Source organism: Mesorhizobium sp. B2-3-4 (assembly GCF_006442315.1).
Taxonomy (GTDB): Bacteria; Pseudomonadota; Alphaproteobacteria; order Rhizobiales; family Rhizobiaceae; genus Mesorhizobium.
Window position 1 is genome coordinate 327,368 of the sequence record NZ_VFVY01000001.1, and the last position, 13,678, is coordinate 341,045.

Here is a 13,678-nt window from a genome sequence, read left to right on the forward strand (position 1 = left end):
GATCCGCCGTTTGCCGGCATCGCGAACAATGCCGGCATCTCCATTTCGCAGACGCTGTCATGCACGCAGCAAAACACCTTGCCAGGCACTTGCCGAGGCTGCCAACCGACCCTGCGGGTCCCTCAAAACTGAAATTTTTCCGATTCCCTCACCCGAGGGAAATTCACACTATCTAGCGTCGAACCTAGCTGCAAACACTAAATATAGTATTAACAGACAATTTATTCCAGTCCGACAATTCTCCCTTTCGTCGCCCCGCCACCCCACAATCCCAACGCTTCCGCCGGCCTCGTAAACAGGCGGAAATGCGGGAAAAAACGCACATAATCCGGGAAAAAGACCGGGCTCAGAACTTTCCGGTCGCGCTCTCAACAGGAGCACATGGCCTATAAAAGGCGACTCGTTCCAAGCCGTCAAGGATTCGTTTGCGTAGCTTTTGTGACCCCAACATCTTGTGTGTCACACATGTGGATAACGGGGATAGAATTGATCCGCCGAAGGGGTCTTTTTCCGGCGGCAGTCATGCGCCACGGCGAGGCATGGCTGCCCGGCGGTCAGCCGTAGTGCAGCTTCGGCTTGGGTTCGGTGCCGGTGAACTGTACGCCGATCCGGTCGCTGCGGCGCCAGCGGACCTCGCAGCGATAGGCGACGCCGTCGAGCGGCACGTAGAGAAGGAAGCGATCGGGGACCCGGGCCTCGAGCGCAATCTTCAATTCGGCGCCACCCGTATGCTGATTGCGCAGCGTGCAGGCCACCTCGGAGTTCTGGATGCCGGTGATGATCGTTCCACCCTTGAGCACGCGTGGGCGATGCTCGCGCTGGGGCTCGCCGGGATTTTGCTCAAGTGGATCTACAGGGTTCGCCATCGATCAAACGCCGGATTGGCCAATCTCTAGCGAAGAAAAATTAGCAAACCATTCACGCGGCGCATCACAGGGTTGTGAAATGTCTGTGTCGCACGCACAGGATGCCGGCCTGCCTTAGGAGAACCGCCCCGGGTCGGCGCAGAAATAGGCAATGATCTGGCAAAGGTCGGGCTCGTTGACCATGCGCACGGCTTCGCCCGAATTCACCCATCTGCGGGTGCGGGAGTGCTTTTCCTTCCAGCGCTCGGCGACTTTGTCGACATGCAGCGGGAACACCAGAACCTCGCACGGCACTTCTTCGCCCGAAGCCAGCACCTTGGCATAGAAATAGCGGCCGGCTTCGAGATGGGAGATGTTTCCGCGCAGGCCGGCTTCCTCGGTAGCCTCGCGCGCGGCCGCTTCGCAGAGCGGCTCGCGGGCTTCCGGCCAGCCTTTTGGAAGCACCCAGCGGCCAGTATCGCGGCTTGTGATCAGCATGACCTCGACGCCATTGCCGGCATCGCGCCAGGGCAGGGCGGCAACCTGCAGGCGGCATGGCGCCGTGCCGAAGAGTCGCCGGACCCTTTCAGCCAGATGGTTATGCGTCGTTGGCCGTGTCAACATCGGAGAAGCTAGCCCCAGCCTCCAGAATCGTTTGCCGCCTCAAGAATCTTACGGCTAATTGTGACCAATAAAAGTAAAAACTTCGGTCGGGCTGGCTGATTCCCGTCAACAAAGGTCGATTTCACAGGATATCCTGTTCGCGGCATGGCTCCGCGCAAGCAAACAGTGCCGTGGGCGGCCGCTTAATTGGAAAAAAGCGGCTTGCCTCGAATCAGCCGGCGTGGTCGTCGGCGATCGGCTTCTGGTAGGTGAAGCCCATGTCCCAGGGAAAATAGATCCAGGTGTCCTGACTGACCTCGGTGACGAAAGTATCGACCAGCGGCCGGCCCTTCGGCTTGGCGTAGACGGTCGCGAAATGGGCCTTGGGCATCATGGCCCGCACGATGCCGGCGGTCTTGCCGGTGTCGGTCAGGTCGTCGATGATAAGCACACCGGCGCCTTCGTCTTCCAGAAGCGCCGGCGTGATCTCCTTCAGCACCTGCAACTGCCCCTGGCTGGTATAGTCGTGATAGGACGCGACACTGACCGTCTCGATGATGCGGATGCCCAGTTCGCGCGAGATGATCGCCGCCGGCACCAGGCCACCGCGCGTGATGCAGACGATCGCCTTCCACTGACCCTTGCTGGCGCCGGCAAGCCGCCAGGCGAGCGCACGGGCATCGCGATGAAACTGGTCCCAGGAGACCGGGAAGGCTTTTTCGGGAAGGGACATGTCTCGCGCACTCCACGGCACGCGATGGCCGCGTGCACAAAAACGGGGGAATGCGCGCGGAATTAACTGGAAACCCTTGGGCTTGGCAAGGGTGGATGGTTGCGATCGCTGTGGACTTATCGCGACAGGAAGGCAGCCACCTGTGCCGTGCGCAGCACCGTGCGCGTCACCCCGCCGAACAGGAGCTGGCGCAGCCAGGAGTGGCTGTAGGCGCCGAGAACGAGGAGATCGGCACCGCTCTCGGCGACCCTGCTCTGGATCAATTCATCGACCGAGGTGCCGCCCGATCTCTGCACCGAGACGCTGACGGTGGCGCCGTGACGCGACAGAGCCGAGGCGATTTCGGCGCCTGCGGCCTCCGGGCTTTCGTCGAGCGTATCGGGTGGATCGATCACCAGTATGTCGGTTTTCTCGGCCTCGATGATGAAGGGCAAGGCATCGAAGGCCGCGCGCGCGGCTTCCTTGCTGCCATTCCAGGCGACCAGCACGCGTTTGAACGTGGTGACGAGCGGACCGTCGTGCGGTACCACCAGCACCGGCCTGCCGGCATCATAGACCAGCGTGTCGACGTCGGCGCTCGGATCGCCGCCGGTGTCGCGCTGGGCTGCAATGATGAGATCGGCGGCGCGCACGGTCGAGATGCCGGTCAACGCGCTGTCGCCGGAGAAGCTTTCCAGGCTGCGCCATTCGAAGGAAAGGCCGGAATCCTCGATGCGCCTGAGAAACACAGCCTGGAGCTTGTCGGCACGCTCCCGGTTCATGTCGGCCGAGACCTGCAGGAACTCCGTATCGGGAAAGCCGGTCGCCGACGTGTAGGGCACCGGCAGCGCCTCGGCATGGATGCCGACCAGATGGCTCTGGAAGCGGCTGGCAAGCGGAATGGCGCAGTCGAGCACCCGCTCGGCGTCCTGCTCGTTCTGCAGAATGGCAACAATGGTCTTGAAACGCATGATGATCCCTCAATCTTGCGAGTGCCCCCAATCTTGCGAGTGATGGGCCTCGCCTCAGGGAAACGTTGCAGCGTCGTTCTTGGTTCCGGCCCCTGAGGGTCAGCTCGCGCTACTGGCGAAACCGGCCACCATGGCCTCGACATCGGCGCGCGCGGCCTCGAGCGCACTCTCGCTGCGAGCGCGGACCACCAGTTCGGTCCAGAACTTGCCGTCGCCATATTTGGGGTAGGAGCCGATGATGGTATCGGGGTGCGCCTTCTGGATTTCGCCCAGTGGCCCGCCGACAAGGCCCTCGCCGAACGGGCAGTGCACCGTCGCCGACAGCATTTTGGTGCCGGCTTTCAGCGTCGGCACCACATTGTCGAGCATGGCCTGGAAGATCGAGGGCACGCCGGCCATGACATGGACGTTGCCGATGCGGAAACCGGGCGCCACGGACACCGGGTTGTCGATATGGTCGGCGCCGCGCGGCATGCGCGCCATGCGCTTGCGGGCCTCGGTGTATTCTATACCGCGCGCGGCATAGCTCGCCTCCAGCAGGGCATAGGCCTTGGCATCGTATTCGCAGGGCACGCGGAACGCCTTGGCGATCGAATCCGCCGTAATGTCGTCATGCGTCGGGCCGATGCCGCCCGTTGTGAAAACATAGGTGTAGCGCGCGCGCACCGCATTCACCGCGGCTATGATCTCGTCCTCCTCGTCGGGCACGATGCGCACCTCTTTCAGGTCGATGCCTATAGCCGTCATGATATCGGCGAGGTGGCCGATGTTCTTGTCTTTCGTGCGGCCGGACAGAATTTCATCGCCGATGACAAGCATGGCGGCTGTGACGATTTCAGGCATGGAAAGCTCCGGCAGACGGGCCGTCTGAATAGCGCGGCGGATGGGCGACGGCAATGCCGCATGGATGACCATACGCGGACATCCCTGCGATGGCGGGGCATGGCTTTCTCCAGATTGTGCCGGGAAAGCGATCAACGCCCATCTCGCCAGGTCGAGCCGGCTTATCCATCCTTGCGGCGGCATCGCGGACGGGTAAGGTGCGGCTCGGACGTGGGTGATGAATGCTGATATCGATACTGCTCTGGCTGCTAGGCGCGGCGTTTCTCGCGATAATCCTCGTGCTTGCCTGTCTGCTGTTGGCGACGCTCTGGATCGCGGCGAAAGCGGAAAGACTGGTGCCGCCGGTCGGGAAATTCGTCGAGATCGACGGCAATCGCATCCACTATGTCGATGCGGGAGAGGGACGGCCGATCGTCTTCGTGCATGGGCTTGGCGGCCAGCTGCATCATTTCCGGCACACCGTGTTTGGCCATTTCGGTCCAGGCTACCGGCTGATCGCGCTCGACCGCCCGGGCTCGGGCTATTCGACGCGGGTAAGCGGAGCCACCGGCCGCTTGCCCGAGCAGGCCGAGATCATCAGGCGGTTCATCGAAATCCTGGGCCTGGAAAGGCCGCTGGTGGTGGGCCACTCGCTGGGCGGCGCCATCACGCTAACCCTGGCCGTCGAACATCCCGAGGCGATTTCGGGCATCGCCCTGCTGTCGCCCTTGACGCATCTGGAAACAAGGAGGCGCCAGGGTTTCGACCTGCTCTATGTTCCCTCGCGCCTGTGGCGGTGGATGTTGGCCTACACGGTAGCGATACCGGCAAGCCTCAGATATGCCCGGCCGACGATGGACTTCATCTTCGCACCGCAATCCGTCCCGGACGACTACATGACCGGGGGAGGCGGGTGGCTCGGCTTGCGGCCCGGCCACTACCAGGCGACGTCGGCCGATGTCGTGGCGGTCGAGAAGGATCTCGGCGCCATCGAACGCCGTTACGGCGAGATCGCCATGCCGGCCGGCATCCTGTTCGGCAGCGCCGACCGTGTCATCGGCTTTGCCACCCACGGCGAACCGATGAAGCAAAAGGTGAAAGGACTGGATTTCGAACCTGTCGACGGTCTTGGCCACATGCCGCAATTCGTCGAGCCGGAACGGGTCGTCGCCTTCATCAAGCGTGTCGCGGAGCGCGCTTTTTCGGATGCGGCATCACCAGGGGTTCACGACAATTTCAATGAACCATCCGGCTGATTGCCGGTTTACCCCGTGTCGCATCCCAAGGCGGCCAAGATACGGAGTAAATCAATGTACAGGAAACTTTTCGCGGCATCCGTGCTGACAATCGGTCTCGCCACGTCGGCGATGGCCCAGTCATCGGACACCTATTCCAACCACCACGATCGGTGGCTGTTCGGCAACGAGGACTCCTCTGGCGTCGACCAGAGCACTACCGGCAGTATCGATAGTTCCGGATTGAACACCCTTGGCAATCCTGGCCCGGTCGGGCCCTGTGCCTCAAGCACGCCTGGCCCCGATGCCAATGCTCAGGGCAACGTCAACGATCAGTACTGCGGCAAATAGCCAGCAGCAGGCCTGCCGCCGGCAGAGGACGCCATCTCTCCTGGTGTCCCTGCCGGCGCATGGCTCTATATCAATCCGAGATTTCGGTCTGAGGCCGGTCGCGCCCGTCGGCCAGTTCTTCGTGCCATTTGCCGTCGGCGTCCTCGTATTGGATGCCATCGGTGGAACCGGCAACCTGTTGCTCGGCCGAAGCGATCTCGGCGGCGCGCAACGCATCCTGATGGGTGGGAAATGTCTCCGAGAAGGTCGCGCCGACCTTGTAGGCCCAGCCACCGTCATGCTCGACGATCTTGTAAGTCAGCTTCGCCATCTAAACCTCCAGTTAAAGCTCCGCCTGCTCAATGCAACCGGTCGTCTGGCAGCCTGTCGTCGGGCACCAGCACTTCCGATTCCCTGGCGGCTTCGATCAATGCCCTGCGCGCTTCCGCTGTCGAACGATAACCTTCCAGCACTTTGAGGCAAGTGTCGAGGGCATCGCGATGACGAGGTCCGCGATTGAGCGGCCACACCGTCATCAGGCACTCCGCCGCCTCCTGGGTCGAGCGGATATGGCGATATTTGCCGACATGGCCGAGCTCGACCACGACGGGCGTTTCAAAAGGCTTGTTGTCCATCATGGCCGCAACGCAAAACAGCCAATTTGGTTGCAAAAATGGCCCGCGGCCTGCGCCCAAAGGTCGCGTGGCCTCAGGCGCGCCCCTCAGCGGCGTGCCTTGGATCGCTGCCGTATCCGCACAACCGAAATCCGTCCGGGCTCAACCCCTGGATATCTCTCAGTAGTCGCAGTCGTTGCGCAGCCAGCGGGCATTCGCCCAACCGGTCCCGCCGCCGATTTCGACCTGATACCAGTTGCCGCGCCGGTCGAAGATCTCGACATGGTCGCCGTTGAACAACTGCCCGATCATCCGGGACGATGAGTTGGGTCGTGTGCGCACCGCCAGAAACCCGCTGCCGGTCGCCAGATTGTAGCGCCCCGACAATCCGTGCACCGTGCCCTCGCAATATTGCGCGACGCTTGGCGTGGATGCGCCAAGCCATGATCCGGCCACAGCCAGGAAAGCTGCAGCCGGCACAAATGCCCTGAACGACATGATGTCCGCTCCCAAATCCGGCCGCTCGAAAGCGGCCTTGCCCACCGGAACAAGTGACGGGCTGATTAAAGCGGAGCCGGCGCACGCTGTCCAGCAGCGTTGGGGAGAGGCAAAGTCAGCCGGCGGCCTTCATCCAATGTTGCATGGTCGTCACCGAGCGGGCGAGTTGCGGTGCCGGATGGATTTTTTCGCTGAATGTGGCCGCCGCCCGCCATCCCCAGCGCGGATCGGCAAGGAAGGCGCGCGCCAGGGCCACCATGTCGGCGCGGCCCTCCGCGATAACGGCCTCGGCCTGTTTGGGATCGTCGATCAGGCCGACCGCGCGGGTCGGGATGCCGGCGCCGTTGCGCACGGCTTCCGCCAGATGCACCTGATAACCGGGGCCGGTGGGCAATTTCTGCAACGGCGAATTGCCGCCGCTCGAACAGCAGAGATAGGCGACACCTTCGGCCTTCAGCGCTTTCGCCACCTCGACCGCGTCGGCGACGTCGAAGCCGCCATCGACCCAGTCCGTCACCGAGAGCCTTGCGCCAAGCATCAGCTTCGGCACGGCTTTCTTCACCGCGCGGGCGATCTCGACGACGAGGCGCATCCGGTTTTCCAGCGAGCCGCCCCAACGATCTGTGCGCTGGTTCGACAATGGCGACAGGAACTGGAAGATCAGGTAGCCATGCGCGGCGTGCAGTTCGATGAAGTCGAAGCCGGCGCGCTCGGCCCGCCTTCCAGCCTCGGCAAAGCGTTCGATGAGCAGCAGGATCTCCTCGTCCTCCAGCGCGTGCGGCACGTTCCAGCCGGTGTCGTAGGCGATGGCCGAGGCCGAGACGGTCTGCCAGGGGTCTTCGTTAGGCTGCAACGGGCCGCCGCCTTCCCACGGCTTGCGGTTCGAGGCCTTGCGGCCGGCATGCGCCAATTGCGTGCCGAACTTCGTGCCGGGTGCGGCCACGCGGCGGGCCGCGTCCAGCGCGCGGCGGGCCGCCGCCTCATTGTCTTCGGAATAGAGGCCGAGACAGCCATGGCTGATGCGTCCGCGTCGCTCGACATCGGTCATCTCGACGGTGACCATGCCGGCGCCGGACATGGCAAGGTTCATCCAGTGGTAGAGATGCCAGTCGCTGGCCGAGCCGTCATCGGCGGAATACTGGCACATCGGGGCCACCGCGATGCGATTGGGGAAGGTGAGCCCATCGAGCGTGATCGGCTGGAAAAGCGATGTCGTCATGAAAGAACTCCGGCGAGGGGAAGGCGCTATTTAGGCAAGGGCGCTCCTCCATACCACACACGAGCGAGTGAAGCGCGCTGGACCAATCGCTGACCCGATTGCACGCCTCCCGGTTCGCGGCTACGCCTGCGTCCGCCAGCCAGCATCGAGGTGTCAGATGGAAGACCGCGTTCGTATCCGCTCGGAAGAAGTTCTCTCCGACGACTGGGCGATCCTGAAGAAGACGGTGCTCGACTATCGTCGGCGCGATGGCCAATGGGAGACGCAGATCCGCCAGACCTACGATCGCGGCGACGGCGCGGTGATCCTGCCCTATGACCCCCAGCGCTCGACCGTGCTCCTGGTGCGCCAGTTCCGCTATCCCGCCTATGTCACCGGCCATCGCGAACCGCTGATCGAGGCCTGCGCCGGCCTGCTCGACGAAAACGATCCGGAGACCGCCATCCGCAAGGAAGCCGAGGAAGAACTGGGCTACCGGCTGGACAGGATCGAGCGGCTGTTTTCGCCCTATATGAGCCCGGGCAGCGTCACCGAGCGTCTATGGTTCTTCATCGCCCGCTATTCCCCCGTCGACCGCATCTCGGCCGGCGGCGGCGCACCGGAGGAAGGCGAGGACATCGAAGTCCTGGAAATGCCGCTCGACGAAGCGCTGGCGGGAATTGCCGATGGTCGCATCATCGACGCCAAGACGATTATCCTGATCCAGCATTTGAAGCTGCATCCGATGAAGGGGTGAGCCTGGTGGCCTGCCACCCGAAGCTCGAAGAGCGAAGGGTGGTGCGGACGACGGGAATCGAACCCGTACGATCAGAGATCGAGGGATTTTAAGTCCCTTGCGTCTACCAATTCCGCCACGTCCGCGAACCTTTCGTTTCAGCTACCTAGATGAATTCGTCAACTGTCGCGATGGCCAAAACCTCACAAGTGTGTGGCCAAACCAGCGGTCGTTTCTACTTGCTTGGTATTAAGGTTTGGGACCTTGCTGTCGCCGCGCCAGATGGCTTGACCAGCGCTGCTGAGTCCCGCGCGCGCTTGGAGGCCTCTTCTTCCTTGACGTAGCTCTCTTTGGCCAAGAATTTTTCGAGACGATCCATCTTCCCGAGGTAGACGTCATATGCAACGTCGTCTGAACGTTGTTCGGTTGGGATATTGATCGAATCGCCTATCAGCGATTGATAAAAATAGTCGATTGCTTCCTGAGGAGCCATTCTAAGCTCCCGCAACGGCTCGAACGCATCAGGGAAGACCTCACAGCGACCGCTGGTGTCTCCGAAAGCGTAGATCGATTCAAGCGTGCCGGTCCTGGGCAAGTGTCGGATGACGATCCACGCATTTTTTTGCTGTCTCTCCAGATTTTTTCAAGGAATGACTTGTCCTCGATGAGCCGCACCTGCCACCAAAACATGATAGAATCGTTGTTATTGACAGTGTCTTTGTCATTCTCGTCAACGAGTATGATGTTCCATCGGCCATAGTCATTCATCGCAAGAACGCGATTGCCGTTATCGTCGATCCATGGCGTGAGGCGGATTCGAAATTCCGCCGATGATTTCCTCACGAATTCCTCACACGTAAATTCAACTGCGGCATATGACGGAGCTAGCCGAACCTGTTTGGGTGGTTCAACAATGGGCAATTTTCTGTATTGAGCAATGTTGTATAGAACCTCAGAAGATCGCGAATATTTTCGCCAAAGGCACCAGGAATCCTGCTCGCACAATTCTATATTCTGAGCCATTTTTGATTTGCTAGTGTCGCCGTTAGGTGACGTTTCGATGGATTGCCGGAGATATTCATAATAACGTTTCATGGTGCCTGCCGCGTAGGTTGCGCAACTCTGAGACTGTGTCGTGGCAAAGTCACACAAAGGATCGGCATCGGGCACGTTGAACGCGATCTGGGGCATTGGGCGCGGCTGGGGGATGACGACAGTCGCTGGAAGAGCAACAACTTCGGGATCGGCGACGTTTCCAGAGAATTCCAATGGCCCGTTGGGCGGTGCGCGCTTGGCTATCCGCTCCAAAGCCTTGATTCGGGACTGATACGAGATCAAGATGCAGTCGTAGTCGTCCTCGCAAGCATTTCTGCGCTTTACCCATTGCCGCTGCTGCGACGTCAGTTGGACTTTATCGTCTTCAATTCTCGTGGCTGCCGCAAACGCTCTTGTCAGCCGAGCGTCAAGGTCGCCGAGTTCGGGATTGAGGCATATTAATTCCTCGGTCAGATTGGGAGTGCCGCGACACCATTCCTGAGCCTGCGCCAGATCAACCGCAAACATGGCTGCGAGTGCGTAAAGCAACAACCAAACTGCATTCAATGCTGCGCACATAGAGGCCCCCCGCCAAGGTGTTACGCCGAAACCAGTGGATTGCAACGAAGTACGCTAAGGTTATGGCCTAATCGGGGAGGGACGCGTTCATCTCCCAAGTGAATAAAGCGCGCGGCCAGCCACGGAGCGCCGCAACCCAGATCGACTGGCGGGATGATACTGGTGCGATCGCGGAATTATCCGCGCCGCTGGCATCGGTAAATATCGGCGCGGCGGATTGATCCGCCATGGCCGGCGCCTCTCAGGCCCAACCCATTCCCCCGCCCACTGGGAAGCGTCGGCCGCCCCCAATCCCACAAGACGGCAAGATTGTTCGGCCTGCTGTCTGGCGGGCATCGAGGCTCTCGGCGACAGTCAGAATTTATAGCTCAGATTGATGCCGACGGTGTTCAGCTTCACGCCTTGGTCGCGGTCGACGAAGTCGCCGGATCCGTCATAGTGCTCGGTGCCGAAATCATAATAGCGATACTGCGCGCCGACGACGAACTTGTCGGTCAGCGCATAATCGACGCCGGCGCCCAGGGTCCAGCCGACGTTGGTGCGCGTGTCGGAAAAGGCGGTTGCGGCGTTCTGCGACGATTCAACGCCGGCGAAGGCAATGCCGCCCACGCCATAGACCAGCAGGCGATCCCTGGCATAGCCGGCCTTGGCGTTCACCGACCCGAACCATCTGATGTCGGTGCCGACGACATTTCCCGGTCCGCCGGCTTCCGCCTTGCCGTCGATCGAGGAATAGCTGAGGTCGGCTTCGGCGCCGATCACCGCCTGGTCGAACTGCCACAAGCCGGCGACGTGGCCACCGACGAAACCGCCGGCCAGGTCAGGTGAGGCCGAGAACGGTCCGCCATCGGTTGCCGATATATCGGAGCGGCCCCAGCCATATCCGGCCTGCAGGCCGGCATAGTAGCCGGTCCAGTCGATGCCAGGGGCGGTCATCGGCACATCGACTGTCGCGTCGGCGGCAAAAGCCGGCAGCGACAGGGCGGCAAGAAGACCGGCACTCGCGACGACGAGGCGATACATCGAACTCCCCGAACGAAGAGTCACAAAAATCCTGGGCCGGAACCTAACCTGATTTGCCCCAAAACGGAATCGGATTTCGGCAAAGGCGGTCTGCGGGGTCGCGGGTAGGGGACGTGGGCGGAGTGGTGCCCTGCCGTCGTTGCGGCGACTGGCGCCTCGTGCGAAACAGGCCTCTGCCCAAGGGAGGATCCTTCATGCGCATCCTGTTCCGCCTGATCGTGGCCGTCACGGCGATGCTGCTGGTCGCTGAGACCGCTGTGGCCGAACCGCTGAGGCTCGTCGTTGCCAAGGCCATGGCCGTTCCCGATCCGGCCTCTGGACAGACGATGCTGAGCTTGAAACTCACTCCCGACAGCGGCAAGGCCTTTGCGACGTTCACCGAGGCAAATGTCGGCAGAACCGTCGATCTCAGCATCGACGGCGCCGTGGTTACGTCTCCGCGCATCGTGGAACCGATACGCGGCGGCGAAATCATGGTCAGCGGGGCGTTCAAGCCGGGCGAGGTCGAGCGCATCGCCGAGCGGATTTCAGCCGGCGACGCCAACGTCGAAGTCGACGTGAAACCGGAATAGACAGGCGATCCCCAGCGCAAATTCATTCTTCGTCGCTGGCCAAAACGACGCCGGCTTGGCACAGTCGGGCAAACAGGAGTCTTTGATGGCCAGGAAGCCGCCAGCGAGTGCGACGAAACCCAGACCGTGGACCGAAATGGCGACCTATCTGGTCGATGTCGCCATGGGCCGAAAACCCGCCGATCTCGTCATCCGCAACGGGCGCTGGGTAAACGTCCATTCCGGCGAGATCATCGCCGGCACCGACATCGCCATATCAGGCGGGCGTTTCGCCTATTGCGGGCCTAATGCCGGCCACGCGATTGGTGAGGGCACCAAGGTGGTCGACGCGGCCGGGCGCTACCTCGTGCCGGGCCTTTGCGATGCGCACATGCATGTCGAGAGCGGCATGGTGACGGTGACCGAGTTCTGCCGCGCTGTGATTCCGCACGGCACCACCTCGATGTTCATCGATCCGCACGAGATCGCCAATGTGCTGGGCTTGCCCGGCGTGCGGCTGATGCATGACGAGGCGGTGGCCATGCCCATCAACGTGCATGTGCAGATGCCGTCCTGCGTGCCCTCCGCGCCCGGGCTCGAACATGCCGGCGCCGAACTGACGGTCGCCGATGTCGCGGAGGCGATGACCTGGGAAAACATCATCGGGCTTGGCGAGGTGATGAACTTTCCCGGCGTCGCCGCCAACGACCCGGTGATGTCGGGCGAGATCGGTGCGACCGTGAAGGCGGGCAAGACAGTCGGCGGCCACTACGCCTCGCGCGATCTCGGCCTGCCGTTCCACGGCTACGTCGCCGGCGGCCCCGAGGATGACCACGAGGGCACGCGCGCCGAGGACGCCATTGCCCGCGTGCGCCAGGGCATGAAGGCGATGCTCAGGCTGGGCTCGGCCTGGTACGACGTCGCCTCGCAGATCAAGGCGGTGACCGAGAGCGGCATCGATCCGCGCAACTTCATCCTGTGTACCGACGACAGCCATTCCGGCACGCTGGTGCACGAAGGCCACATGGATCGCGTGGTGCGTCACGCCATCCAGCAAGGCCTGAAGCCGGTGACCGCGATCCAGATGGCAACGATCAACACCGCCCAGCATTTCAGGCTGGAACGTGAGATCGGTTCCATCGCGCCGGGGCGGCTCGCCGACCTGCTGATCGTCTCCGACCTCACCGCAATGAGCATAGACGAGGTCTATGCCCGCGGTGTCAGGCTGGCCAGGGGCGGCAAGCTCGACTTCGACATTCCGGCCTATGACTATCCGAAGACGGCGAAGAACACCGTCAAATTGGGCAAGAAACTCAAGGCGGCGGATTTCGACATCATGGCGCCCAAAGGCGCCAACGAAGTGCGTGTCAGGGTCATCGGCGTCATCGAGAACCAGGCGCCGACGCGTGCGCTGGAAGCGGATTTGCCGGTCGAGAACGGGCAGGTCGCCATGGATCGCCGCAACGACATATGCCAGATCGCACTGGTCGAGCGGCACCGGGGCACGGGCGGCGTCACCAACGCCTTCGTCTCCGGTTTCGGTTACATGGACGACTGCGCCATGGCCTCCAGCGTCGCCCACGACGCCCATCACATCATTTGCGTGGGAACCAACAAGCAGGACATGGCGCTGGCGGTGAACCGGCTTGGCGAGGTCGGCGGCGGTGTCGTGTTGTTCTCGAGGGGCAAGGAACTGGCGCTTGTCGAAATGCCGATCGCCGGGCTGATGTCCGACGAGCGCGCCGAGATCGTCGCCGCCAAGGCGGAGAAACTAACCGAGGCGATGCGCAAGGTCGGCTGTTCCCTCAACAACGCCTACATGCAGCACTCGCTGCTGGCGCTGGTGGTCATTCCGGAATTGAGGATTTCCGACGTCGGGCTCGTTGATGTGACGACCTTCCAGAAGGTCGACCTGTTCGTTTGAGA

Annotated in this window: 17 protein-coding genes and 1 tRNA gene; 5 read left to right on the plus strand and 13 right to left on the minus strand. The window is 61.9% G+C overall.

The genetic code is table 11. From position 1 onward, the window contains the following. Window positions 1–554 precede the first annotated feature (554 nt). The 5 genes from FJ967_RS01865 to FJ967_RS01885 all read right to left on the minus strand — a co-directional run bounded on the left by FJ967_RS01865 (window position 555) and on the right by FJ967_RS01885 (window position 3,974). Entirely contained in the window at window positions 555–866 is a 312-nt protein-coding gene (locus FJ967_RS01865) for a PilZ domain-containing protein (RefSeq protein WP_140730011.1), read from the minus strand. A gap of 114 nt (window positions 867–980) precedes the next feature. Continuing rightward, the gene (locus FJ967_RS01870; protein WP_140730012.1) at window positions 981–1,469 is read right to left on the minus strand and encodes an NUDIX hydrolase; all 489 of its coding nucleotides are present in this window, start codon (window positions 1,467–1,469) and stop codon (window positions 981–983) included. 211 nt (window positions 1,470–1,680) lie between these two features. Beyond that, entirely contained in the window at window positions 1,681–2,181 is a 501-nt protein-coding gene (gene gpt / locus FJ967_RS01875; RefSeq protein WP_140730013.1) for a xanthine phosphoribosyltransferase, read from the minus strand. A gap of 116 nt (window positions 2,182–2,297) precedes the next feature. Further along, window positions 2,298–3,131 (minus strand): universal stress protein, encoded by an 834-nt coding sequence (locus tag FJ967_RS01880; protein WP_140730014.1) that lies wholly within the window; start codon window positions 3,129–3,131, stop codon window positions 2,298–2,300. Window positions 3,132–3,230: 99 nt separating this feature from the next. After that, window positions 3,231–3,974, minus strand: coding sequence for a competence/damage-inducible protein A (locus FJ967_RS01885; RefSeq protein ID WP_140730015.1), 744 nt, complete (start codon window positions 3,972–3,974; stop codon window positions 3,231–3,233). 221 nt (window positions 3,975–4,195) lie between these two features. On the opposite strand from FJ967_RS01885, the gene FJ967_RS01890 reads away from it, so the two are divergent. Continuing rightward, window positions 4,196–5,209, plus strand: coding sequence for an alpha/beta hydrolase (locus FJ967_RS01890; protein ID WP_140730016.1), 1,014 nt, complete (start codon window positions 4,196–4,198; stop codon window positions 5,207–5,209). A 54-nt stretch (window positions 5,210–5,263) separates the two neighbouring features. Beyond that, a complete protein-coding gene (locus FJ967_RS01895; protein WP_140730017.1) occupies window positions 5,264–5,539 on the plus strand; it encodes a hypothetical protein in 276 nt (91 codons plus the stop codon). A 70-nt stretch (window positions 5,540–5,609) separates the two neighbouring features. On the opposite strand, the gene FJ967_RS01900 is transcribed toward FJ967_RS01895, so the two are convergent. The 4 genes from FJ967_RS01900 to FJ967_RS01915 all read right to left on the minus strand — a co-directional run bounded on the left by FJ967_RS01900 (window position 5,610) and on the right by FJ967_RS01915 (window position 7,849). Then, window positions 5,610–5,849 carry a DUF2188 domain-containing protein gene (locus FJ967_RS01900; RefSeq protein ID WP_140730018.1) on the minus strand — a complete coding sequence of 80 codons (240 nt, stop codon included), beginning with the start codon at window positions 5,847–5,849 and terminating at the stop codon, window positions 5,610–5,612. Window positions 5,850–5,877: 28 nt separating this feature from the next. Then, window positions 5,878–6,156, minus strand: a complete 279-nt coding sequence (locus FJ967_RS01905) for a DUF982 domain-containing protein (protein ID WP_032916788.1) — start codon at window positions 6,154–6,156, stop codon at window positions 5,878–5,880. Between the two features lie 156 nt (window positions 6,157–6,312). Further along, entirely contained in the window at window positions 6,313–6,630 is a 318-nt protein-coding gene (locus FJ967_RS01910; protein ID WP_140730019.1) for an SH3 domain-containing protein, read from the minus strand. A 115-nt stretch (window positions 6,631–6,745) separates the two neighbouring features. Then, window positions 6,746–7,849, minus strand: coding sequence for an NADH:flavin oxidoreductase/NADH oxidase (locus FJ967_RS01915; RefSeq protein WP_140730020.1), 1,104 nt, complete (start codon window positions 7,847–7,849; stop codon window positions 6,746–6,748). A 157-nt stretch (window positions 7,850–8,006) separates the two neighbouring features. Here FJ967_RS01915 and FJ967_RS01920 point away from each other — a divergent pair, with 157 nt between their 5' ends. Then, complete coding sequence (locus tag FJ967_RS01920; RefSeq protein ID WP_140730021.1) at window positions 8,007–8,585, plus strand: NUDIX domain-containing protein; 579 nt, start codon at window positions 8,007–8,009, stop codon at window positions 8,583–8,585. 39 nt (window positions 8,586–8,624) lie between these two features. Here FJ967_RS01920 and FJ967_RS01925 read toward each other — a convergent pair. From FJ967_RS01925 to FJ967_RS01940, 4 genes are all read right to left on the minus strand, one after another. Beyond that, window positions 8,625–8,710: transfer RNA gene (locus tag FJ967_RS01925), tRNA-Leu, on the minus strand. Window positions 8,711–8,799: 89 nt separating this feature from the next. After that, window positions 8,800–9,057, minus strand: a complete 258-nt coding sequence (locus FJ967_RS01930) for a hypothetical protein (RefSeq protein WP_140730022.1) — start codon at window positions 9,055–9,057, stop codon at window positions 8,800–8,802. Continuing rightward, window positions 9,015–10,178 carry a lysozyme inhibitor LprI family protein gene (locus FJ967_RS01935; protein WP_140730023.1) on the minus strand — a complete coding sequence of 388 codons (1,164 nt, stop codon included), beginning with the start codon at window positions 10,176–10,178 and terminating at the stop codon, window positions 9,015–9,017. Before FJ967_RS01935 ends, FJ967_RS01930 begins: the two co-directional genes overlap by 43 nt. 354 nt (window positions 10,179–10,532) lie before the next feature. Continuing rightward, window positions 10,533–11,201, minus strand: coding sequence for an outer membrane protein (locus FJ967_RS01940; protein WP_140730024.1), 669 nt, complete (start codon window positions 11,199–11,201; stop codon window positions 10,533–10,535). 194 nt (window positions 11,202–11,395) lie between these two features. Here FJ967_RS01940 and FJ967_RS01945 point away from each other — a divergent pair, with 194 nt between their 5' ends. After that, window positions 11,396–11,773: a hypothetical protein gene (locus FJ967_RS01945; RefSeq protein ID WP_140730025.1), complete on the plus strand. Its 378-nt coding sequence runs from the start codon at window positions 11,396–11,398 to the stop codon at window positions 11,771–11,773. Window positions 11,774–11,858: 85 nt separating this feature from the next. Continuing rightward, window positions 11,859–13,676, plus strand: coding sequence for an adenine deaminase (gene ade, locus FJ967_RS01950; protein WP_140730026.1), 1,818 nt, complete (start codon window positions 11,859–11,861; stop codon window positions 13,674–13,676). The last annotated feature ends 2 nt before the right edge of the window (window positions 13,677–13,678 follow it).